Source organism: Actinomadura gamaensis, from assembly GCF_042652125.1.
Classification (GTDB): domain Bacteria; phylum Actinomycetota; class Actinomycetes; order Streptosporangiales; family Streptosporangiaceae; genus Spirillospora; species Spirillospora gamaensis.
In genome coordinates this window covers 163,588-184,795 of record NZ_JBHSIT010000010.1, presented here as the reverse complement: position 1 = coordinate 184,795, position 21,208 = coordinate 163,588, and the positions used below count along the sequence as shown (strand labels likewise).

19 protein-coding genes are annotated in these 21,208 nt (G+C 74.0%); 11 read left to right on the top strand and 8 right to left on the bottom strand.

Going from position 1 to position 21,208, the window contains the following annotated elements; all coding sequences use genetic code 11:
* The first annotated feature begins 12 nt into the window (after window positions 1–12).
* Entirely contained in the window at window positions 13–2,355 is a 2,343-nt protein-coding gene (locus ACFPCY_RS31105) for a hypothetical protein (RefSeq protein WP_378261054.1), read from the top strand.
* A 90-nt stretch (window positions 2,356–2,445) separates the two neighbouring features.
* Here the strand turns inward: ACFPCY_RS31105 and ACFPCY_RS31100 are convergent, their stop codons facing one another.
* Window positions 2,446–3,018 carry a hemerythrin domain-containing protein gene (locus ACFPCY_RS31100; RefSeq protein WP_378261052.1) on the bottom strand — a complete coding sequence of 191 codons (573 nt, stop codon included), beginning with the start codon at window positions 3,016–3,018 and terminating at the stop codon, window positions 2,446–2,448.
* Between the two features lie 204 nt (window positions 3,019–3,222).
* On the opposite strand from ACFPCY_RS31100, the gene ACFPCY_RS31095 reads away from it, so the two are divergent.
* The 4 genes from ACFPCY_RS31095 to ACFPCY_RS31080 all read left to right on the top strand — a co-directional run bounded on the left by ACFPCY_RS31095 (window position 3,223) and on the right by ACFPCY_RS31080 (window position 6,594).
* A complete protein-coding gene (locus tag ACFPCY_RS31095; protein WP_378261050.1) occupies window positions 3,223–4,428 on the top strand; it encodes a hypothetical protein in 1,206 nt (401 codons plus the stop codon).
* Window positions 4,429–4,558: 130 nt separating this feature from the next.
* Entirely contained in the window at window positions 4,559–5,098 is a 540-nt protein-coding gene (locus ACFPCY_RS31090; protein WP_378261048.1) for a PadR family transcriptional regulator, read from the top strand.
* A complete protein-coding gene (locus ACFPCY_RS31085; RefSeq protein ID WP_378261046.1) occupies window positions 5,098–6,348 on the top strand; it encodes an SDR family NAD(P)-dependent oxidoreductase in 1,251 nt (416 codons plus the stop codon). The genes ACFPCY_RS31090 and ACFPCY_RS31085 overlap by 1 nt, the downstream gene beginning before the upstream one ends.
* A gap of 27 nt (window positions 6,349–6,375) precedes the next feature.
* Window positions 6,376–6,594 carry a hypothetical protein gene (locus ACFPCY_RS31080; RefSeq protein WP_378261044.1) on the top strand — a complete coding sequence of 73 codons (219 nt, stop codon included), beginning with the start codon at window positions 6,376–6,378 and terminating at the stop codon, window positions 6,592–6,594.
* A gap of 10 nt (window positions 6,595–6,604) precedes the next feature.
* On the opposite strand, the gene ACFPCY_RS31075 is transcribed toward ACFPCY_RS31080, so the two are convergent.
* Window positions 6,605–8,233, bottom strand: coding sequence for an acyl-CoA dehydrogenase family protein (locus ACFPCY_RS31075; protein ID WP_378261459.1), 1,629 nt, complete (start codon window positions 8,231–8,233; stop codon window positions 6,605–6,607).
* A gap of 162 nt (window positions 8,234–8,395) precedes the next feature.
* Here ACFPCY_RS31075 and ACFPCY_RS31070 point away from each other — a divergent pair, with 162 nt between their 5' ends.
* Entirely contained in the window at window positions 8,396–9,037 is a 642-nt protein-coding gene (locus ACFPCY_RS31070) for a DUF1707 SHOCT-like domain-containing protein (RefSeq protein WP_378261042.1), read from the top strand.
* Window positions 9,038–9,169: 132 nt separating this feature from the next.
* On the opposite strand, the gene ACFPCY_RS31065 is transcribed toward ACFPCY_RS31070, so the two are convergent.
* Both ACFPCY_RS31065 and ACFPCY_RS31060 read right to left on the bottom strand, forming a co-directional pair.
* On the bottom strand, window positions 9,170–9,430 hold the full coding sequence (locus ACFPCY_RS31065) for a hypothetical protein (protein WP_378261040.1): 261 nt from the start codon (window positions 9,428–9,430) through the stop codon (window positions 9,170–9,172).
* Window positions 9,431–9,444: 14 nt separating this feature from the next.
* Window positions 9,445–10,920, bottom strand: a complete 1,476-nt coding sequence (locus ACFPCY_RS31060) for a flavin-containing monooxygenase (protein ID WP_378261038.1) — start codon at window positions 10,918–10,920, stop codon at window positions 9,445–9,447.
* Between the two features lie 114 nt (window positions 10,921–11,034).
* Here ACFPCY_RS31060 and ACFPCY_RS31055 point away from each other — a divergent pair, with 114 nt between their 5' ends.
* The gene (locus ACFPCY_RS31055; protein WP_378261036.1) at window positions 11,035–11,634 is read left to right on the top strand and encodes a TetR/AcrR family transcriptional regulator; all 600 of its coding nucleotides are present in this window, start codon (window positions 11,035–11,037) and stop codon (window positions 11,632–11,634) included.
* 9 nt (window positions 11,635–11,643) lie between these two features.
* Here ACFPCY_RS31055 and ACFPCY_RS31050 read toward each other — a convergent pair whose 3' ends face one another.
* A complete protein-coding gene (locus ACFPCY_RS31050; RefSeq protein ID WP_378261034.1) occupies window positions 11,644–11,904 on the bottom strand; it encodes a hypothetical protein in 261 nt (86 codons plus the stop codon).
* 155 nt (window positions 11,905–12,059) lie between these two features.
* On the opposite strand from ACFPCY_RS31050, the gene ACFPCY_RS31045 reads away from it, so the two are divergent.
* Together ACFPCY_RS31045 and ACFPCY_RS31040 are read left to right on the top strand one after the other, a co-directional pair.
* Window positions 12,060–13,229, top strand: coding sequence for a hypothetical protein (locus ACFPCY_RS31045; protein WP_378261032.1), 1,170 nt, complete (start codon window positions 12,060–12,062; stop codon window positions 13,227–13,229).
* Between the two features lie 89 nt (window positions 13,230–13,318).
* The gene (locus tag ACFPCY_RS31040) at window positions 13,319–15,964 is read left to right on the top strand and encodes a helix-turn-helix transcriptional regulator (RefSeq protein WP_378261030.1); all 2,646 of its coding nucleotides are present in this window, start codon (window positions 13,319–13,321) and stop codon (window positions 15,962–15,964) included.
* Window positions 15,965–16,307: 343 nt separating this feature from the next.
* On the opposite strand, the gene ACFPCY_RS31035 is transcribed toward ACFPCY_RS31040, so the two are convergent.
* From ACFPCY_RS31035 to ACFPCY_RS31025, 3 genes are all read right to left on the bottom strand, one after another.
* Entirely contained in the window at window positions 16,308–17,006 is a 699-nt protein-coding gene (locus tag ACFPCY_RS31035; RefSeq protein ID WP_378261028.1) for an esterase/lipase family protein, read from the bottom strand.
* 82 nt (window positions 17,007–17,088) lie between these two features.
* Complete coding sequence (pepE, locus tag ACFPCY_RS31030; protein WP_378261026.1) at window positions 17,089–17,808, bottom strand: dipeptidase PepE; 720 nt, start codon at window positions 17,806–17,808, stop codon at window positions 17,089–17,091.
* 119 nt (window positions 17,809–17,927) lie between these two features.
* Window positions 17,928–18,719: an IclR family transcriptional regulator gene (locus ACFPCY_RS31025; protein WP_378261024.1), complete on the bottom strand. Its 792-nt coding sequence runs from the start codon at window positions 18,717–18,719 to the stop codon at window positions 17,928–17,930.
* Between the two features lie 148 nt (window positions 18,720–18,867).
* Between ACFPCY_RS31025 and ACFPCY_RS31020 the strand changes: the two genes are divergently transcribed.
* A complete protein-coding gene (locus ACFPCY_RS31020) occupies window positions 18,868–19,869 on the top strand; it encodes a DUF1177 domain-containing protein (protein WP_378261022.1) in 1,002 nt (333 codons plus the stop codon).
* Window positions 19,869–21,206, top strand: a complete 1,338-nt coding sequence (locus ACFPCY_RS31015; protein ID WP_378261020.1) for a cytosine permease — start codon at window positions 19,869–19,871, stop codon at window positions 21,204–21,206. The genes ACFPCY_RS31020 and ACFPCY_RS31015 overlap by 1 nt, the downstream gene beginning before the upstream one ends.
* Window positions 21,207–21,208 lie beyond the last annotated feature (2 nt).

Below are 21,208 nucleotides of genomic sequence, written 5' to 3'. Positions count from 1 at the left end.
CCCGCGGAAGCGGTGGCGAAGATCATTCGCGGCTGGCTACGCTTACCGGCCAAAACGGCCTCGCGGGAGCACCTCATCTACACCGACCAGCGCGCGTTCTCGGTCCTGTTCACCTCCGCCGAGCCGGCCGACTGGCAGCCGCTGGTCGCCGCGGCCCCCGACTGCTTCGGCGAGTCGGTGGGCCGGGGGCCCGTGCCCGCGGAGCTGGTGGAGGCGCTCCTCCGGGAGAAGCACTTCGAGGCCCTGCACCATCTGGCCGGCAACTGGGAGGTCGTCGGCGCCGACCCCGCCCTGCGCCGGCGCCTGATCGCGACCGGGCGTCCGGAGGTCGGGCGGACGGTCGTCTCCGGTCCGTCCGGTTCGTCCGCGCCGTCCCGCGGCGGCTGGTGGTCCCTGCGCGAGTGCCGGGACGCGCTGGCCGCTGCGAGCCGGCACGACGGCTGGACGAACCCGGCGGGCGTGCTGACCTACCTGAGGACGCGCCGTCCGCGCGAGCGCCGCGCCCTGGTGGTGTGCCCGGTCGGACGGTCCGCGCGCACGATGCTCGTCGACCTGGCCGACGAGCTCACCCGCGCCGAGCAATTGCGCGCGCTGGTGACCGTCCACGACCGCGACGGCGGGCTGGACCGGCTCCGGGAACTCAACCGGAACAAGCTGCGTGCGGAGGTCGCCCAGGTGCTGCAAAGCGTTCTGGAAAGCGAAGACGCCGCCGTTTTGCGTGCCGCGACGGAAACCGCCGAGGGCACCGAAGGTTTGATCGAGGAATTCCGCGAGTTCGAGACGCGCGCCTACGGTCTGGACATCTATCTCGACATGCTCGGCCTGCGCGATGACCTCGATTGGGAATCGTTGCGCAGCGCGCACGCCGACCGTCCGTTCGGCGAGAGGGCATTGCGGGCGCTGGCGACTCGTCCTGACTGCCCGGCGAATCTGCGCCCGCCGGCGGCCAAGGCGGAGACCGGCGTCGCGGAAGTCGATCTGCGCGCGCTGGTCGCCGAGCATCTCGGCGCCGACGTCGAGGCGTGGCGCACCGTCCGCGCCCGATTGACCCGCTTCAGCGGGGACCTCGCCGAGCTGCTGGCGGAGGTCGGCGCGACGCGCGGCGGCAAGTCCGCGAGCAGTAAGAACAAGGCTTGGCCTGGGGCGGGGGAGATGCCCGCCTGGGATCGCGTCGCGTCCGTTTCGGGGGCTCGCGCCCGGTTCCTGGCCCTGCTGGACGCCGCGCCGACCGAAACGCACCTCATCCTGCTGAAGCACCTGGACGATCGGACGGTCGCCGACCTGTTCGGCCAGGGCTCCTGGCGTCCGGAGTGGCTGGACTTCGCGATGCGGGCCAGGGCGAAGCGCTACCGGCTGGCGCTGGCGCAGCGCCCGGCGCTGACCGCCGAGGCGATCGAGGTCCTCATGGGCCCCGGCGACCCGGCCGTCAACGCGCGGCTGTTCCTGCGGAACGGCGCGACCGGTCCGCAGCGGGAACGGCTCCTGGACGGACGGGTGACCAAGGAACTGGTCGAGCGGCTCATGGAACGCGACGGCGGTTTCCGCAGCCGCGACGCGGTGAGCTGCTCCGACGCCCGGCTCCAGCGGCACATCATGACGGTGGTGCGCGTGCGCGGCCTCACTCCGCAACTGCGGCTGCTGCTCAACCTGTGGGAGCGCGGCGGCCCCGAGGCCGTGGCCGACCTGCTCGACAACGAGCCGAAGGGAGTGAAGTTCACGCGCAAGGCCATCCGTGTCGAAGCGCGCCGGACCCTCACGGAACTGCTCCGGCGGCCGGACGCCGACGCGGCCCTGGACGAGCTGCGCGCCGCGGTCGCCGCGGGCGAGACCGCCGAGGCGCAGCTCGCCCGGTTGCGCGCCAAAGGCGCCAATCCCGGTGCCGAGGTGTTCCGCGAGGCGCACGCGTGGCGCTGGGACGAGATCGTCGCCGAGCACCGGCGCGAGCCGTTCGCCCCGACCGTCCTGCTCGGGTTGAGCGAGATCCCCGAATGCCCGCCGCTCCTCCGGGACGAGGCGGAGCGCGTCCGCTGGCGCTGGCTCCCGGACATTCCCGACACGATCGGGGGCGAGACGCCGGAGGAGGTCCTCGGCGGCGCGGACGCCGGGCCGTGGCTGCCCGGCGCCGTCGCAGCCGGCGCGTTGACCTGGGACGACGTCATCGCGCTCGCCCGTCCCGCCAGCGCCGCGCTCGCCGCGATGGACGTTCCCGAAGCCCGCGCGGCGCTCGCCCCGCTCGTCCGCGAGCACCTCGGCACCGGACGCGACCCCTGGATCCTCGCGCTGCGGATGCTCCCGGACTTCTCCGGCTCCACCCTCGAACTCCTCCGCACCGTCACGGCCGCGATCACGCCGTAGGCGCCGACGGCCCGCGGTCAGAGCCGCAATCCGAGCCGCGCCCGAGCCGCGCCCGAGCCGCGCCCGAGGGTCGCGGTGCGGGACCGGCGGTCAGGAGTCGCCGCGGGCCTTGTGGATCATGTCGCGGACGCGGTCGGTCACCGCGGCGAAGGGCCCCGCGAGCATGTTCTTGGACGCCGACTCCACGCCCGGATGCGGGTGGGTGGGCGCGGTCTTCTCGGCGGCCCGGACGGCGGCGGCGAAGCCCTTGAGCTGCTGCGGGCTGAACTGCTCCCGGAGCCGGTCGAACTCGTAGCGCTCCTCGGCGCGGGCGTGGGTCAGCACGTCCAGGCGCAGCGCGTCCAGCGCCTTGAGGAACCGCGGATCGCCGGTCCCCATGTCCTCCAGCTCCGACAGCCGCTCCTTGGCCTGGCGCTCCTCGGTGAGCCGGTCCTCGACGATCCCGTCCCCGCCGGGGATCTTCCGGACGGTCGGGTGGACGATCTCCTCCTCGGCCGTCTCGTGGATCGCCAGCAGCCGGACCAGTTCCTTGAAGGAGTTCTCGCGGTCCTGCCCGTCGGAGTGCAGCGCCTCGTCGAACAGGTCCCGGATCCGGGCGTGCTGGGCGCGCAGCAGGTCGACGACGTCCTGGGTCGTCTGCGTGTCGGTCGGTGTGGTCTGCATGAGGCCGTCCTTCGAAGAGCGATTGGGCGCCGCCGGCGCACGACGGAGCGGGCCGTACCCGCGGAAATTCCGTCTAAGCTGCGCTCCTTCTCATCAGCGTTCAAGGAATCCGTCAGGAAAATCCGGCCGAGGTGAGGACGGTGATGACGAGGGTAGGGGCAGCGGGGATCATGTCTGCCCGCACTGCCACGAAAGGTGAGCCCGGTGGCGTTCAACCCGCTCGAACACCGCGGAATCCCGCTGGAGGACCAGCTACGGAACTGGGACCAGCTGAATGTGGACCCCGTCGACCCCGACGAGTCCGATCCGTACACCAAATGCCGCATCATCACGATGAACGGGATCGAGGTGGAGGCGATCCTGTTCAGCCACCATTTCGCCCGTGTCTGTCCTGATCTCGACGTCAAGCGGAAGCTCGCCCGCGTCCGGTACATCGAGGCGCAGCAGCAGAAGGTCGTCAACTGGCTGCTGCCCGGCCCCGCGTCGGTGCTGGAGACGACGCTGTCCTACGAGCAGGTCGCGGTCGACCTCACCGGCTGGGTCGCCCGCCAGGAGCCGGATCCCTACCTCAAGCAGGCCTACGAGTTCGGGCTGCTGGAGGACTTCGACCACCTGTACCGGTACGCCAACCTGTACGAGATGATCGAGCACCGCAAGGCCGAGAAGATCGTCGACCAGCTCACCGAGGTCATGCCGGGACGTCCCGGCTACCTGCAGCACCGCGATCCGTTCGACAACGTCCGCGACCACTACGACCGGACGGCGGCGGCGCCGCTGTCCAAGCTGCACGCGCTGACGATCATGTCGGCCGAGCAGCAGACGATGAACTTCTACATGAACGTCGGCCCCATGTACATGGAGCCGATCGCCCGGCGGCTCTACCAGGAGATCGGCCTGGTGGAGGAGGAGCACGTCACCCACTACGAGTCGCTGGTCGACCCGGGCGAGTCCTGGTGGGAGCGGCTGGTCAATCACGAGTACAACGAGTGCTACCTGTACTACTCGTTCATGCAGACCGAGAGCGACCCGCGCGTCAAGGACATCTGGGAACTGCACCTGAACATGGAGCTGGAGCACCTCCACATCGCGTGCGACCTGATGCGCGCCCACGACGGCCGGGACCCCGAGTCCGTCCTGGCGCCCGCGCTGCCCGAACCGGTCACCTTCGAGCCGAACAAGCAGCTCGTCCGCGAGCTGCTGGCGACCCAGATCGACTACACCACGCTCGGCACCGGCTACGTCCAGGACATGCACGAGCGGTTCGAGAAGATGCAGGAGCGGATCAACGCGGCCCGGCCGCCGCAGGAGCTCGTCATCGACGAGCACCGCGCCAAGTTCGGCGACGAGTACCGCCTGGCGACCGACGGCCCGCACCCCGTCGAGCGCCTCCGCGACAAGCCGAAGGCGTAGCCCGCACCGAGGATTCGCGGGGCGGGGGGCGCCCGTCCCGCCGTCGAGGTCCCTTCCGGCCGTGGCCCGGCTCCGAAGAATCATGGCCGGGGGGATTGTCGTCCATCGTTACCTAGGTCATGGTGGACGTATGTATCTCGACATCCTCGTCCTGAGCCGGCTGCGGCAGGGTGCCGCTCACGGCTACGAGCTGCGGCGGCGCATCGAGGCGACGACCTCGTTCGCGATGCACAACAACTCGCTGTACCCGGCGCTGCGGCGGTTCGAGGAGGCGGGGGCGGTCGAGAGGACCACCGAACCGCAGGACGGACGGCCGCCCCGGCACGTCTACCGGATCACGCCCGCCGGGACGCGGCTGCTGCACGACATGGCCGCCGACCTGCCGGACGACCTGGCGGGCAACGAGGGCGAGTTCCTCGTGCGCCTCAGCCTGTTCGACGACCTGGCCCCGCACGAGCGGGCGCGGGTGATCGCGGCCCGGGACCGGGCCGTCGAGCTGCGCCTGCGGCGGCTGGAGGAGATCGACGGGCACGCCGCCGGGGCCGGTTCGCCCTGGGGACGGCTCGTCGCGCGCGAGATGCTCGCCCGCGCCGAGCGCGAACGCGGCTGGCTCGCCGAGCTCGCCCGGCGGGCCGCCGCCCTTGACCCCCCGTCCGAGAGGACACCGTGATGATCAGCTTCACCGGACGCGTCGTGCTCGTCACCGGAGCCGGGCACGGCATCGGCGCGTCCCACGCGCGCGAGCTGGCCGCCCGCGGCGCGAGCGTCGTGGTCAACGACCTCGGCAGCGCCGTGGACGGACGCCCCGACGGCACCGACCCCGCCGCCGGCCTCGCCGCCGAGCTCACCCGCGACGGGCACGCGGCGGTCGCCAGCCACCACGACGTGGCCGCACCCGAGGGCGGGCGCGCCATGGTCGACCTCGCCCTCGACCGTTTCGGACGCCTCGACGCCGTCATCCACAACGCGGGCAACCGCCGCAACCGGCCCGTCGGCCGGACCACGCCCGAGGACCTGGACGCGCTGCTGGCCGTCCACCTGAAGGGCGCCCTGCACGTCGCGCAGCCGGCGTTCGCCGTGATGCGCGACCAGGGATACGGACGGCTCCTGGTCACCGGATCGGGCGCGGGCATGTTCGGCAACGACGGCCAGTGCGCCTACGCCGCCGCCAAGGCGGGCGCGTTCGGGCTGGCCCGCGCCCTCGCCGTCGAGGGAGCACCGCACGGCGTCACCGCGAACGTCCTGCTGCCGACGGCCGCGACCGAGCGGTCCATGGCCGGGCTGTCCCGGCAGGCGCGCACCTCGCTCGGCTCGGCCCGCTCGGGCTTCGCCGCCGCCGCCACCCCGCGGAGCGTGACCGCGCTGGCCCTCTACCTGGTCAGCGAGCAGTGCACCCTCACCAACCGCGTGTTCGGCGCGGCGGCCGGACGCTACTACGAGGCGTTCGTCGGCACGACCCCCGGCTGGCGCGCGCCGGCCCCCGCCACGCCCGACGACGTCGCCGCGCACCTGGACGAGATCCTCGACCGCGACGGCTACCTCGTGCCCGCCCGGCTCGGCGACGACCTCGCCGCCTCGATGCGCCCGCCGGCGCCGTCCGGGCGCGACCTGGTCGGCGCCTACTTCGCCGCCGTCCACGCCCGCGACGCCGCCGCGCTGCGCGACCTGTTCGCCCCGGACGCCCGCGTCGAGCTGCCCGGACGCGTCCTGGACGGCGCCGACGCGATCACCGGCTACTACCGCGACCTGTTCGCCCGGGTGGCGCCCGCGCCGCGTCCGGGCCCCGTCGCCACCGCCGACGGCACCGCCGCCGTCCAGGTCGAACTGCGCCTGGGCGACGCGACGGCGTCGATGGTCGACCTCTTCACCCACGCCCGCGGCCGGATCACCCGGCTCCGGGTCTACCGGCACGCCGCCTGACCGGGCGTCCGGAAGGAGCGGACCACGATGTTCGCCACCGCCATGTCCGCAGCCGCCATGTCCGCAGCCGCCATGCCCGCCGCTGCCATGTTCGACACCGCCATGCTGCCCGTCGCGGCCGTCCTCACCGCGCTGGCCGTCGCCTTCGTCGCGACGCTGATCGTCCGGCACCGCCGGTACTGCCCGATCATCCGCGTCCGTTCCGAGTCGCCGCGACCGCTCGCGCCGGCCCGGAAGGGTCCGTGACCTCCGCGAGTCAGGAGATCTTCGGCGTGGCGCGCTCGATGAGCGGAGCGAGGTCGAGACCGGGCGGGAGGGTGCCGAAGGCGATGCCCCAGTCGCCGGACAGGCGGGTGGCGCAGAAGGCGTCCGCGATGGCCGGATGGCCGTGCCTGACCAGCAGCGAGCCCTGGAGGATCAGGGCGAGCTGCTCGGCGACCCGCCGCGCCCGCAGCTCGATGGTGTCGAAGTCGGTGAGGGCGTCCTTGGCCCGGCGAACGGCGCCGTCGAGCCGCGCGTCCGCCCCGGAGGCGAGTTCCACTTCGGTGAAGAACGCCTCGACGGTCTCGGGCTCCTTCGCCATCGCGCGCAGGATGTCCAGCGCCGCGACGTTGCCGGAGCCCTCCCAGATGGAGTTGAGGGGGCTCTCGCGGAAGAGGCGGGGCATGCCCGAGTCCTCGACGTAGCCGTTGCCGCCGAGGCATTCGAGCGCCTCGGCGGCGTGGGCCGGCCAGCGCTTGCACACCCAGTACTTGCTGACGGCCAAGGCGAGGCGCTTGAACGCCGTCTCGGACGCGTCGCCCCGGACGGACCGGTCGGTGGCCCCCGCGAGGCGGAGCATCAGGGTCGTCGCCGCCTCGGACTCCAGGGAGAGGTCGGCCAGCACGTTGCGCATGAGGGCGTGGTCGGCGAGGTACCCGCCGAAGGCGCGGCGGTGCGCGGCGTGGTGCGCGGCGCGCGTCAGGCCCTCGCGCATCCCGGCGGCGGCGCCGATGACGCAGTCCAGGCGGGTCATGTTGACCATCTCGATGATGGTGCGGACGCCGCGTCCCTCGTCGCCGACGCGGTAGGCGACGGCGTTCTCGTACTCGATCTCCGACGAGGCGTTCGACCGGTTGCCGAGCTTGTCCTTCAGGCGCATCAGGCGCAGCGGGTTGCGGGTGCCGTCCGGCAGGACGCGGGGGACCAGGAAGCACGTCACCCCTGCGTCGGTCTGCGCGAGGGTGAGGAACACGTCGCACATCGGCGCGCTGGTGAACCACTTGTGCCCGACGAGCGTGTAGGTGCCGTCCGGCTGGAGGGTGGCGCGGGTGGTGTTCGCGCGGACGTCCGAGCCACCCTGCTTCTCGGTCATCGACATGCCCGCGAGCAGCGCGTTCTTGGTGAGCGGCGCGCGCAGCCCGTAGTCGTACTCCGCCTTGGCGAGCAGCGGCTCGTACTGGGCGGCGAGCTCGGGGGCCTGCCGCAGCGCCGGGACGGACGCGTAGGTCATCGAGATCGGGCAGCCGTGCCCGGCGTCCACCCGCCACACGTAGAACTTGGCGGCGCGGGCGACGTGCGCGCCGGGACGGTCGTCCGCCCAGGCCGCGCCGTGCAGGCCGTGCGTGACGGCGACGTCCATCAGCTCGTGCCAGGCCGGGTGGAACTCGACCTCGTCGATGCGGTGGCCGTAGCGGTCGTGCGTGCGCAGGATGGGCGGGTTCTCGTTGGCGAGGCGGCCCAGCTCCTGGGCGCGCTCGGTGCCCGCGAGGCGGCCCAGCTCGTGCACCTCGGGGGCGGCCCAGGCGGCGTCCTCGCGGATGAGGCCGTCGAGGAGGGCCTGGTCCTCGGCGAGGTCGTGGCCGAGCAGCGGGGGGACCTGGTTGAACACCTCGTGGGTCGGCACGGCGGCCTCCTGGTGGACGGACGGGCGGTACCCCTCGACCTTACAGAATCCAATCACCTGTAGGGAAGATGTATCACCGTTCCGGGATCCTCCCCGAGGGCGGGACCGATCTCGTTCCCCCGGTGGATTCTCCGGCCCCCGCGGGGGCATAACGTCGGAAGCATGAGTCAGCCCACCCCGCAGCAGGCGCAGACTCCCGCCGCCCCGCCACCGGCGCCCGCTCCACCGCGGGAACCGCTCCCGGTCGCGGAGGTCCGCGCCTCGGACGCCGAGCGCGAGGCGGTCGTGGAGCATCTCCGCGTCGCCTCCGTCGAGGGCCGGCTGACCTTCGCCGAGCTGACCGTGCGCACCGAGGCCGCCTACACGGCGGTCACCCTCGCCGACCTGGAGGCGGTCGTCGCCGACCTGCCCGGCATGGGCGCGCCCGGCGCCGCGCCCGCGCCCCTGCTGAAGAGCCGCCGGTTCAGCGCCGTCCTCGGCGACGTCACCGAGCGCATCGCCGGCCGGATCGACGGGGAGCTGGAGATCCTGGCCGTCCTCGGCGACGTGAAGGTCGACCTGCGCGACGCCCAGGTGCCGGCCGGCGCGGTGAGCGTGCTGGCGAACGCGGTGCTGGGGGACGTCACGCTGATCGTCCCGGAGGGCGCCGTGGTGGAGCTGACCGGGCACGCGGTGCTCGGCGACCGGCGGGTCTCGGCCCGCGAGGCCCCGGCCGGGCCCAACATCCCGGTCGTCCGGGTGCGGGCCAACGCCTACCTCGGCGACATCAAGATCGTCGATCGGGAGCCCGCGTCCTGGTGGTGACGCCGGAGGCCGGTCCCCGCACCCTGGTGGTGACGCCCAAGGCCGGCCGCGCCTCGGCGATATGACGTGAGAGGCCGGTCCCCGCGCTCGCGGGAACCGGCCTCGCGGGAACCGGCCTCTCGGGCGTTCCGGTCAGGCGTTGCGGCGCTGGTAGGCGACGCGCGCGCCGAGCCAGCCGAAGTAGGCGGCCACGCCGACCAGCCCGGCCCGCCGGGTCTTCTTGGTGGTCAGCGCGAGGCCGAGCGCCAGCTCGGTGGCGCCGTTCCGCTTGATCCAGGCCTCGGTGTCCTGCGGGAAGCCCACCCGCGAGATCGGCTCGAACATTTTCGGCGCGGCGAAGTGCGCCGCGCCGGTGGCGGCCAGGGCGATGCCGGCCTTGCGGAGCAGAGCCATGTCGGGACGTCCTCTCATCGGGTGTACTCGTAGTCGTCGAGGTCGAAGGTGCGCGACCGCCGCCAAACGTACAGACCGGACTGCGGCCGGATGTACGGGGCCTCCCCGCGCCGGTCGAAGTAGTAGCTGTTGGACCGCGCGCAGCTCGGCTGGGCGAGGATCGTGCCCTTCATCCGGCGGCGCATGTCGGCGGTGAACGCGTCGTGCGGCCCGCGCCGCACCGCGACCCGCCGCGCCCCGCGCCGCCGGGCCTCGGCGACGACCCGGACGATGTGCGTGGTGCCCGCCTCGATGATCGAGAACCAGGACGCGCCGGTCACCGTGTACGGGCCGTTCATCATCCAGAAGTTCGGCGCGAACGGCACCGACAGGCCCTCGTAGGCGTGGTAGCGCTCGCGGTCCCAGTGCTCGCCCAGCTCGACCCCGCCGAGCCCGACGACCGGGAACGGCGGCGTCGCGCCGGGCTGGAGGATCTTGAACCCGGTGGCGAGGACGAGCGTGTCGACCGGCCGCTCCACGCCGTCCCGGGTGACGATCCCGGACGCGGTGACCCGCTCGATCGGCTCGGTCACCAGCGTGACGTCCGGCCGGGTGAACGCGGGGAAGTAGCGGTTGGAGAACGACGGGCGCTTGCAGCCGAACCCGTAGCGCGGCGTCAGCTTGCGGCGGATCTCCCGGTCCGGGACCTGCCGGCGCAGGTGCGCCCGGCACAGCAGCTCCGTCCCGCGCACGAGGAACGGCGCCTTGCTGTAGTGGACGATCCCGAGCACCATCACGATCTCCGACACCAGGGTCGTCACCAGCCGGACGAGCCGCTGCGCGGGCGGGAACAGCCGGAACAGCCGCCGCACCGCGGGCGGGATCCCGAAGTCGACCTTGGGGAGGACCCAGATCGGCGTGCGCTGGTAGACGTCCAGGTGGGCGGCCCGCTCGGCGATCTCCGGGATGACCTGGAGCCCGGACGCGCCGGTCCCGATCACCGCGACCCGGCGGCCGTCCAGCTCGTGGCCGTGGTCCCAGCGCGCGGTGTGGACGATCTTTCCGGTGAACGCGTCCAATCCCGGAATCTCCGGATTCCTGGGCTGGTCGAGCGGTCCGACCGCGCAGACGAGGAACCGCGCCTCGAACTCCCGGTCACTGGTGGAGATGCGCCACCGGTCGGCGGCCGGGTCGAAGACGGCCTTCTCGGCCCGCGTGTTCAGCCGCAGGTGCGGGCGCAGCCCGTACTTGGTCGCGCAGTGCTCGGCGTAGGCGCGGACCTCCTCGCCCGGCGCGAAGGCCCGCGACCAGTGGGGGTTCGGCTCGAACGAGTAGGAGTAGGTCGCGGACGGGATGTCCACGGCGACGCCCGGATAGGTGTTGTGCCGCCAGACGCCGCCGACGCTCTCCGCCGCGTCCAGGATGACGAAGTCGCGGATGCCGCGCCGCAGCAGCCGGATGCCGACGCACAGTCCCGAGAAGCCGGCCCCGACGATCACGATCTCGGGCATCCGGGCCTCTTCTCACAGCGGGGGTCCTGCGTTCGGATACCGAAGGTATGCGAGTGTTGGACGCGACGTCAATAGTCTCCGCGGGGCCGGGCCGGGGCCCGTACACTGCCCGTCATGGCACGAGCGAGCGGCCCGTCCAGGGCGGAGCGGCAGGCGCGCACGCGCGAGCTGCTCGTCGCCACCGCGCGCCGCCTGTTCCTCCGGGACGGCTACCACGCCACGACGCTCGACCGGGTGGCCGAGGCGGCGGGCTTCTCCAAGGGCGCCGTCTACTCCAACTTCGCCACCAAGGACGAGCTCTGCCAGACGGTCATCGACGAGGTCCGCGCCGAGCAGGTCGGCGCGGTGATCGAGGCGTTCGGCGCCGAGGGCACCGCCGAGGACCGCCTCGCCGTCTTCGACGCCTGGGCCGAGCGGACGATCGGCGACCCGGGCTGGACGCTGCTGGAGGCCGAGTTCGCCATCCACGCCACCCGCCGCGACCCCGAGCTGCGCGAACGCGTCGCCGAGGGCGGCCGTCGCTGGGGCGAGGCCCTGCGCGCGCTGCTCGAAGAGGAGTCGCGGCGGCGCGGCGTCACGCTGCCCCTGCCGTCCGCCGACGTGGCCGAGGCGCTGCTCAGCCTCGGCGTCGGCCTGGGTCTGCGCCGGGCCGTCGACCCGGCGCTGTCGTCCCAGCCGCTCACCGAGGTCGTCCGGCTGCTCCTGACCCCCTGAACCGCGCTGTCAGAGGGGCTGGGAGGGCGGACGGCGGGAGTGGTCGGTGCGCTCGGCGTGCTCGACGCCCTCCTCGGTGGGCGGGAGGGTGTCGGGATGGCGGCGCTTGACGCCCGGCATCCCGGTTCCGCCGGTCTCCTCGCCGGGACGCGCGTCCGGGGTGCGGCCCCGGGCGTCCTCGTCCCTGGTCACCGGCGCGAAGCGCTTGTCGTCGACGTGTTCGGGCTCGTGGCCGGGATCGTCGCTCATGTGGCCGGGATCTTCGTTCATGGCGGGGGGATACCCGTGGGACGGGCGCTATGCCTGAGTTGACCTCCCGCTAACGATCGGCGCGGCATCCTGGTCCAAATTCCGTGAGTTTGTAGGGAACTTTCAGGAATGTTCCGGCATCTTCCTCAGTAAGGATCAACGGCAGGGAGCGCGCCATGGGGACGAGGACGAAGGTGGCCGTGGTGACGGCGGGGGCGGTCACCACGGCCGCGGCGGTGTCCGCGGCGCTGCTCTGGACGGGTGGCGGCGGCCATGGCGCCGCCGCGCCCGTCCGGCTGGACGCGGGGTCGTCCGGGCCCGCCTCCCGCGCCGTGATCGCCGGGCGGTACGTGATGCCGTCGGGCGGCGAGTCGTCGGCGTCCTTCGCCGGGCTCGCCGCCGCGCACGGCCGCGTCTGGATGAGCGGCACCGAAGGGCCGATCGGCAAGGCCGGGTCGCCGACCGGGTTCGTCCTGCGGTACGAGAACGGCCGGCTGACCCGGCTGAAGCCGCCGCTGACGCCGGGCCACAGCGACGGCGGCGCGGTGGCGGCGGCCGGGGACCGCGCCTGGATCCTGGCGTCCGACCGGAAGGCCGGTCCGCTGCTCGCCACGGACGGCCGCGGCTGGCACTGGGACGCCCGTCCCGCCCGCGGCGGCCTCCGCCCCTACACGGTCGCGGCGATCGGCGACCGGGACGTGTGGATCGCGGCGTCGGAGTCCCCGTCGTCCGGCGACAGCAAGGACGTGACGGCGCTGCTGCACTACAACGGCGGCGACTGGCGGCGGACGGACAAGGGCGTCGGCGGCGACTCCAGGCTGAACCTCTTCGACCTCACCGCCCGCGCCTCGAACGACGTGTGGGTCGCCGGGGAGCGCTCGACCAGCACCGGGAAGCTCGACGCGGAGCCCTACCTCGCGCACTGGGACGGGCGTGCCTGGAAGGCCCACACCGCGATCCCGGTCCGGCTCGGCTTCGTCCGGGCCGTCGCACCGCTGAGCGGCACGAACGTCTGGGCGGTCGGCGGCGTCGGCTGCGCCTGCTCGTCCGACGCCGGGCCGCTGGTGCTGCACTACGACGGCCGGACGTGGCGCAAGACCTCGACGAGCGGCCTGAGCCTCGCGCTGCAAGCGGTCGTCCCGGACGGGCGCGGCGGGCTCTGGGGCGTGGAGAGCGACGGACGCGTCCTGCGCTTCAACGGACGCCACTGGAAGGCCGTCGCGCTGCCCGAGGGGGCCGAGGCGTCCGCGCTCTCCCGCGACGCGAGCACCGGCCGCGTCTACGCCGCCGCGGCCCAGCCGATGCGAAACGACAAGGTCACGGGCTTCCTGCTCGAACTCCGCTGACCCCGCCCTCCCGCGGCGCTCCGGCACGTTCCGTACCGGGGTCTCTCCGCCATCTGGTGCATCGGCAGGCGCGGGCGTATGCATGAGAGGTGCAGACCCCGCCACTGCGCGGCCGTGACGACTCCCTCGCGGCCGTCCGCGATCTGCTCCGCCACGGCGGAGCGCTGACCTTCGTCGGCAGCGCCGGCATCGGCAGGACCGCGATGCTGGACGCCGCGTCCGAGCAGGCGACGGCCGACGGCATGACCGTCCTACGCGCGGACGGCGCGCCCGCCGAGACCGACGTCCCTTACGCGGGACTCCATGCGCTGCTGCGCGGCTCGCCCGGCGCCGCGTCCGTCCTCAAGCGCATCGAGGCGGGCGACGCGGGCCTGGCCGTGCCCGCCGAAGTGCTCCGCGTCCTCGGCGAGGCCGCGCCCGTGCTGTGCCGCGTGGACGACGCGCACCTGATGGACCGTCCGACGCTCGACGTCCTCGGCTTCGTGGCCCGGCGCTGTGCCCTGGACCGTGCGGGACCCGGCATCGCGCTGCTCGCGGCGTCCGAGACGCCGGTCGGGCTCGGGGCCGAACGCGTGCTCGCCCCGCTGGACGACGCCGACGCCCGCGACCTGCTGTCCACGACGCTGCCCGGCGAGGTCCGGGACGCGGTCGTCGCCGCCGCCTGCGGGCATCCGCTCGCGATCGTCGAGATGGCCGCCGCGCTCACCCCCGAGCAGCGCGCCGGGACCGTCCCGCCGTCCGCGTGCCCGCCGCGCGGCGGCCGGCTCTGGCGCGCCCTCGCCGCCCGCGTGGACGGCCTGCCCGCCGCGACCCGCGAGGTGCTCCTGCTGCCCGCCGCCGAACCCGGCCTCGGCGTGGACGCGCTGGCCCGGGCGACGGGCACCGGCCCGCTCGCCCCCGCCGAGGCGGCCGGGATCGTGGTCGTCGAGGACGGCCGGGTCCGGTTCCGGCACCCGCTGCACGCCCCGGTGGTCTACGCGCTCGCGCCGCTGGACGCGCGCCGCGCCGCGCACCGGCTGCTCGCCCGCGTCCTGCGCCGCGACGACGACGTGCTGCGCCGCGCGCTGCACCGGGCCGCCGCGCTCGACGCCCCGGACGCCGAGCTCGCCGACGACCTGGAGCGCGCCGCGCTCGCCGCGCGCCCGTTCGCCCGTCCGGCCGAGCTGGCGGACGTCCTGGAGCGCGCCGGTGAGCTGACCGCCGACCACCGCGTCCGCGCCGGACGGCTCGCCGCCGCGGCCGGGGCCGCCTGGACGGCGGGCCGCACCCGCCGCGCCGAACGGCTGCTCGCCCGCTCGCGCGCGCTGCTGCCGGAGGGCGACACGCGCGCGGGCCTGGTGCACGGGAACCTGGAGCTGCGCGGCGGCTTCACGGTCGCCGCGGCCGACGAGCTGCTGTCCGCCGCCACCGACCTCGCGGACCGGGACCGGGCGCGGGCCGTCCGCGCGCACCTGCGCGCCGCCGAGGCCGCCTACCTCGGCGGCGACCACCGGCGCTACCTGGCCGTCGCGCGGGAGGCGGGCGCGCTGCGCCGCCCGGACGACCCGCCCTCGCTGCGCCTGATGTTCGACTACCTCGACGGCGTCGCCGCGACCTTCCGCGGACGGCACCGCGAGGCGGCCGGCCCGCTGCGCCGGGTGCTCGCCCTGACCGGACGCTCGTCCAGCCCGTCCGCGCTGGTGTGGGCGAGCGTGGCGAGCCTGCTGCTGGGGGAGGACGCGCGGGCCGTCCGGCTGGGCGAGCGGGCGCTGGACATCGCGCGCGGGCAGGGCGCGGTCGCGGTCGTCCCGCAGGTCATGGAGTTCATCGTGCACGCGCGGACCTGGATGGGCGACCACGCGTCGGCCGAGGCGGTCGCGGTGGAGGGGCTGCGGCTCGCCGAGGAGACCGGGCAGCCGAACACGGCCGTCCAGCACCTGTCGTCGCTGGCGATGTTCGCCGCGATCCAGGGCGACGCGGACGCCGTCCGGGCGCGGTCGCGGGCCGCGTCCCGGCTCGCCGCCGCGCACCGCGTCGCGCTGGTCGAGGCGCGCGGCGCGCTCGCCCTCGCCCAGCTCGACCTGGCCGCCGGACGGCACGCGCGCGCGGTGTCCCGGCTGCGCGCGGCGGCCTGGACGGCCGCCGGCCAGGGACACCTGGTCGTCCAGGTGATGGCGACCCCGCAGTTCGTGGAGGCCGCCACCCGCACCGGGGACGAGGCGGAGGCGCGGGCGGCGGTCGCGGTGTTCGAGCGGTGGGCGGGCAGCACCGGCAGCCCGGACCGGCTCGCGCTCGCCGCCCGCTGCCGCGCCCTGCTCGCCGCGCCCGCCGCCAAGCCCGAGCTCTACCGGTACGCGCTGGACCTGCACCAGCGCGGGCAGGCCGACTTCGAGCGCGCCCGCACCCAGCTGCTGTACGGCGGGGCGCTGCGCCGGCAGCGGCGGCGCGGCGACGCGCGCGAGCACCTGCACGACGCGCTGGAGACCTTCGAGCGGCTCGGCGCGCGGCCGTGGGCCGAGCACGCGCGGGCCGAGCTGCGCGCGTCGGGCGAGCCGGTCCGCTCGCGCGACGCGGCCGCGGCGGCGGATCTGTCCCCGCAGCAGGCGCAGATCGCCCGGATGGCGGCGTCCGGCGCGACCAACCGGGAGATCGCCGCCCGCCTGTACCTGAGCCCCCGCACCGTCGAGCACCACCTCGGCAAGATCTTCACGCGGCTCGGCGTCCGGTCCCGCGTGGAGCTGGCCCGCCTCTTCTGAGCGGCGCGCCCCCGACGCCCGGCCGGACGCCCCGGAGCGCAACCCGGCCGGACGCGCCGGAGCAGCGCCGTGCCGGACGCGCCGGAGCAGCGCCGCGCCGGAGCAGCGCCGCGCCAGGGCGGCGCCGTGCCGGACGTGCCAGGGCGGCGCCGGGCCGGACGTGCCGGAGCGGCGCTGTGCCGGACGTGCCGGACGTGCCGGAGCGGCGCCCTGCGGGATGCGGCGGAGCGGCGCCGTGCCGGACGTGCCGGAGCGCGGGGCCGCGGTTCGCGGCCCCGCGCTCCGGGGCGGGACGGGACGCCGGTGTCCCGCAGCGGTCGGGACGCCGGCGTCCGCTCGGGGGTCAGGACGCCAGGAACGTCCTGACGGCGGTGAGCACCACCGGGTCGGTCAGGTAGGTCAGGTGGTTCTCGCAGACGACGTAGTTGTTGGTCGCGCCCGACAGCATGGTGCTGGTGTAGGGGATGATCACGCCGTCGCAGGGCGAGTACCAGGTGGCGTACCGCGCCGAGCCGGGCGTCTCGTCACCGGCGGCGGCGAGCTGGTTGATGAACGCCGAGCCCGGCAGCATCTCCACGCAGGACGTGTTGACCAGGCAGGACGAGGCGAACGTGGTGCCGTGGTTCGCGCCGGCCAGCGAGGCGACGTGCCGGACGCTGGACGCGCCGCCGAGCTCGGTGACGTACCAGCGGGTGACCAGGCCGCCCATCGAGTGGTTGACGATGTCGACCTGGGCGGAGCCGGTGCGCGCCTTCACCTGCTCGACGTAGGTGGCGAGCTGCTGGGCGCTGATCTTGTTCGACTGGGCCCAGTTGTAGTTGAACGCGTACAGCTCGTTGCTGCTGTAACCGGCGCTCTCGAACAGCGCGATCGCCGTCGACCAGTTGGTGGAGTTGCCGGTGTAGCCGTGCACGAACACGACGGGGGTGTGCGCGGTCGCGGCGGTCGCCGAGGGGGCGGGGGACAGGGACAGGACGGCCGCCGCGAGCGCGGCCACCAGGGCGAGGAGCCGGGTTCGGACGGGGATGCGGAGCCTTCGCATCGGTGCCTCCTGAGGGGTGGGTGCTCAGGAGTCTCACAAGACGGCCCCGGCTCCGAAATCCGTACAATCACCCATTCATCCGTCAGGCGTCGAACGCCGGGGAGGTCGCCAGCAGCGCCGAGACGTCCGACCCGGCGGGGATCTCGGCCGGGGCCGCGCCGCGCCGGAACAGCCGCGCGGGCAGCGCGCCGCCCAGCTCGGCGCGTTCGCCGGAGACCCGCAGCCAGGTGCCCTCGCGCAGGCCCAGCACCGGGACGTCGTTGCACTCCAGGAACTCGGCGAGGCGCTGCTCGCGCGTCTCGCCCATGTGCGTGCCGCCGGGCGCGGGGTCCAGGTAGTGCGGGTTGATCTGGAACGGCAGGAGACCGAGCGCCGTGAACGACGGCGGCTCGACGATCGGCATGTCGTTGGTCGTGCGGAGCGTCGGGCAGGCCATGTTCGTCCCGGCGCTCGCGCCCATGTAGCGCAGGCCGCCGCGGACCGCCTCGCGCAGCGCGTCCCGCAGGCCGGTCGCGTACAGCTCGCGCAGGAGCCGGAAGGAGTTGCCGCCGCCGACGAACACCGCGTCCGCCGAGGCCAGCGCGCCGACCGGGTCGCCGCCCTCGTGGACGCCCCGCACGGTGATCCCGGACGGCCCGAGCGCCGCACGGACGGTCGCGGTGTACGCGTCGTGGTCGGCCAGCGCGTAGGGGACGAACGCGAGCGTCCCGCCGGACGGCACGAACTCCGTCACGGTGCCGAGCGCGTGCTCCAGGTAGCCGTGCCCGTGCTGGGTGGAGTTCGACAGCAGCAGCAGTTCCATGTGTTCCTCTCGATCTTCGGTCGGCGGCGTCCGGGGTGCGGTCGGGCGGCGTCCGGGGCGGTCGGCGGTGGCTGGTTCGCTCGGTCGGCGTCGGCGTCGGCGTCGGCGTCGGCGTGCGGTCAGCGGCGTCCGGTGAGGAGGCGCTCCACCGTCTCGGCCGCGAGCTGGAGCCGGGGGAGCCGGTCGAGCGGCTGCGGGAAGCGCTCCTCGGGCCCGCCGAGGCTGAGGCTCCCGTAGGGCTCGCCGTTCAGGTGGACGGGCACGGCGAGGGTCGCGACGTGCGCGTCGTACTCGCCGACCGTGAACGCGTAGCCCTGCCGCCGGACGGTCCGGAACCGGTCCTCCAGCGCGTCCAGGTCGGTGATCGTGCGGTCGGTGAACCGGGCCATCGGGCGGCTGCGGAACAGCCGCAGCCGGTCCGCCTCCGGGACGTAGGCGTAGTACGCCTGGCTGGTCGCGCCCGCGTGCGCCGGGTACAGCTCGCCGACGAGGGGGTAGTAGCGCAGCGGCCCGGCGGGGCCGTCCACCGCCTCGACGCAGCGCATGTGGAAGGCGTCCGGGACCGACAGCAGCGCGGTCGCGCCGCTCTGCGCGCTGAGCTCGGCCAGCACCGGCCGGACGAGCACGGCGAGCGAGTTCGAGCGCTCCCAGATCCGGCCGAGGTGCAGGGCGGCGGGACCGATCCGGTAGCGCCGGGTGTCCGGGTCGGCGACGAGGAAGCCGCGGTGCGCGAGCGTCGCGAGGAGCCGCTGCGCCACGGACTTGTCCCAGCCGAACTCCTCGGCGACCTCCGTCACGCCCCAGTCGGAGCGGGCGCGGTCGAAGCCGAGCAGCACCAGCAGCGCGCGGTCGGCGGTCTGGAGCAGGCCGCGGGGGGTGGTGCGGTCGGCGGCGAACCCCGATCCGGCCATCCGGCCTCCATGTTGTGATTATCGGGAAAAGGTTGCTGAATAAGATAACACCAGGTCAACTGGGCGGAAACACCCCGATCCGGCCCGGACCGACCCGACGACGCGTCCCTCCAGGCCCCGAGAACCCCCGCGAAAGGACGACCCCGCAATGCTCAAGCACGTCCTGGACGTGATCGACCGCCTGGACGACCCCCACGCCGACGGCAAGGCGCTCGCCGCCCTGCTCGACGAGGCCGCGGGGCCGGAGGGGGCGCGCGCCGAGGTGACCCGCGTCGAGGGCGACAAGGGCCACACGGACTTCGTGACCGTCCGCATCCCCGGCACCCGCGGGAGGACCGCGGGCGGCGACGCCCCGACCCTGGGCATCGTCGGACGCCTCGGCGGCGTGGGCGCGCGGCCCGGCGTCACCGGCTTCGTGTCGGACGGCGACGGGGCCGCCGCCGCGCTCGCCGCCGCCGCGAAGCTGCTGTCCATGCGCGCCCGCGGCGACGCGCTGCCCGGTGACGTGATCGTCGCCACCCACGTCTGCCCGGACGCGCCCACCCAGCCGCACGACCCGGTGCCGTTCATGGACTCGCCGGTGGACATCGCCACCATGAACGAGCACGAGGTCACCGCCGAGATGGACGCGGTCCTGTCGATCGACACCACCAAGGGCAACACGGTGATCAACCACCGCGGCCTGGCGCTGTCGCCGACCGTCCGGTCCGGGTACATCCTGCGGGTGAGCCCGGCTCTGGCCGACCTGCTCGCGATCGTGACCGGCGAGCCCGCCGTGACGTTCCCGATCACCACGCAGGACATCACGCCCTACGGCAACGGCGTCCACCACATCAACTCGATCCTCCAGCCGGCCACCGCGACCGACGCGCCGGTGGCCGGCCTGGCGATCACGTCCGCCGCCGCCGTGCCCGGCTGCGCGACGGGCGCGAGCCACGAGACCGACATCGCCGCCGCCGCGCGGTTCGCCGTCGAGGCGGCCAAGGGCTTCGGCGCGGGCTCGCTCGACTTCCACGACCGGGCCGAGTACGAGGCGCTCGTCGCCCGCTACGGCTCGATGTCCCACCTCCAGACCCTCGGCGTCCCGCCGCGGACCGGCGGCGCGGAGCCGTCGGCCGAGGGAGTCCCGCCGTCCTCGGGGAGGCAGTGATGAAGATCGGCAACGACGACCACGCGCTCGGCCGCGTGCCCCGGGGCGAGCGCTACGGGTTCGGGTCGATGCTCGTGCAGTGGCTGGCGCAGTCCGGCTCGCTGTCGCAGTTCGTGCTCGGCGCGACGCTCGGCCTCGGCATGACCTTCCGGGACGCGTTCTGGGCGTTCACCCTCGGCGCGGTGATCCTGGAGATCGTGATCTTCCTGATCGGCGCGGCCGGGCAGCGCGAGGGCATGTCCACCACCCTGCTGACCCGCTTCGCCGGGTTCGGACGCAACGGGTCCGCGCTGGTCAGCCTGGTGATCTCGGTCAGCCTGGTCGGCTGGTTCGGGGTGCAGAACGGCATCTTCGGCCGGTCCATGACCCGGCTCGCCGGCGGCCCGTCCTGGTTGTGGTGCGTCGTCGCGGGCGTCGTGCTCACCCTGCTGGTGATGTACGGCTTCAAGATCATGATGTGGCTGGCCCGGATCGCGGTGCCGCTGTTCTTCGGGCTGGTCGCCTGGTCGGTGATCAGCGAGCTCCACAAGCACTCGCTGTCGGACCTGGTGAACGCCGCGCCGACCGGCGCGCACATCTCCATCCCGGCCGCCGCGACGATCATCGCGGGCGGGTACATGACCGGCGCGATCACCGCGCCCGACATGACCCGGTACAACCGGAGGCCCTGGCACGTGCTGCTCCAGTCGTCCTGCTCGATGATCCTCAGCGAGTACGTGGTCGGCATGACCGGCGTGCTGCTCGGCCACGCCGCCGGGTCGAGCGACGTCACCAACATCGTGCTGTCCACCTCGGGCCTCGCCGGGCTGGTCATCGTCGTGCTCGCGACCATGAAGATCAACGACTGGAACCTGTACGGGTCCTCGCTCGGCGTCGTGAACTTCTTCTCCACGGTGTTCGGCCGCCGGCTGCACCGCGGCGCGGTCACGGTCGTGATCGGCGCGGCCGGGACGGTCCTGTCCGCGCTCGGCTTCCTCGACCATTTCAAGGACTTCCTGACCGTCCTCGGCGTGGCGATCCCGCCGGTCGGCGGCATCATCGTCGCCGAGTACTGGATCGCCCGGCGGCAGCGTCCCGAGCTGGACGCCACCCGCGCCGCCGGAACCGTCCCCGCGCGCGTCGCGACCTGGATCCCCGGCTCGCTCGCCGTCTGGGTCGCCGCGTTCTGCGTCGGCAAGTTCGTGCACTGGGGCATCCCCGCGCTGAACTCGCTCGGCACCGCGCTGGTCCTGTACGTCGTGCTCGCCTACGCCGGGCTGATCAGGCCGACCGGCCACACCGCCATGGAGGGCGCCGGGACGGGGGCCGTCCCGTCCGCCCAGCCCGCCACGTCCTGAGG

Bases quoted from the DNA above. Each gene is read 5' to 3' on its own strand.
- ACFPCY_RS31100 (WP_378261052.1), bottom strand. From the start codon at position 3,018: ATGCAGACCACACCGACCGACACGCAGACGACCCAGGACGTCGTCGAC.
- ACFPCY_RS31090 (WP_378261048.1), top strand. From the start codon at position 4,559: ATGTATCTCGACATCCTCGTCCTGAGCCGGCTGCGGCAGGGTGCCGCT.
- ACFPCY_RS31085 (WP_378261046.1), top strand. From the start codon at position 5,098: ATGATCAGCTTCACCGGACGCGTCGTGCTCGTCACCGGAGCCGGGCAC.
- ACFPCY_RS31080 (WP_378261044.1), top strand. From the start codon at position 6,376: ATGTTCGCCACCGCCATGTCCGCAGCCGCCATGTCCGCAGCCGCCATG.
- ACFPCY_RS31070 (WP_378261042.1), top strand. From the start codon at position 8,396: ATGAGTCAGCCCACCCCGCAGCAGGCGCAGACTCCCGCCGCCCCGCCA.
- ACFPCY_RS31065 (WP_378261040.1), bottom strand. From the start codon at position 9,430: ATGGCTCTGCTCCGCAAGGCCGGCATCGCCCTGGCCGCCACCGGCGCG.
- ACFPCY_RS31060 (WP_378261038.1), bottom strand. From the start codon at position 10,920: ATGCCCGAGATCGTGATCGTCGGGGCCGGCTTCTCGGGACTGTGCGTC.
- ACFPCY_RS31055 (WP_378261036.1), top strand. From the start codon at position 11,035: ATGGCACGAGCGAGCGGCCCGTCCAGGGCGGAGCGGCAGGCGCGCACG.
- ACFPCY_RS31050 (WP_378261034.1), bottom strand. From the start codon at position 11,904: ATGAACGAAGATCCCGGCCACATGAGCGACGATCCCGGCCACGAGCCC.
- ACFPCY_RS31045 (WP_378261032.1), top strand. From the start codon at position 12,060: ATGGGGACGAGGACGAAGGTGGCCGTGGTGACGGCGGGGGCGGTCACC.
- ACFPCY_RS31035 (WP_378261028.1), bottom strand. From the start codon at position 17,006: ATGCGAAGGCTCCGCATCCCCGTCCGAACCCGGCTCCTCGCCCTGGTG.
- pepE (WP_378261026.1), bottom strand. From the start codon at position 17,808: ATGGAACTGCTGCTGCTGTCGAACTCCACCCAGCACGGGCACGGCTAC.
- ACFPCY_RS31025 (WP_378261024.1), bottom strand. From the start codon at position 18,719: ATGGCCGGATCGGGGTTCGCCGCCGACCGCACCACCCCCCGCGGCCTG.
- ACFPCY_RS31020 (WP_378261022.1), top strand. From the start codon at position 18,868: ATGCTCAAGCACGTCCTGGACGTGATCGACCGCCTGGACGACCCCCAC.
- ACFPCY_RS31015 (WP_378261020.1), top strand. From the start codon at position 19,869: ATGAAGATCGGCAACGACGACCACGCGCTCGGCCGCGTGCCCCGGGGC.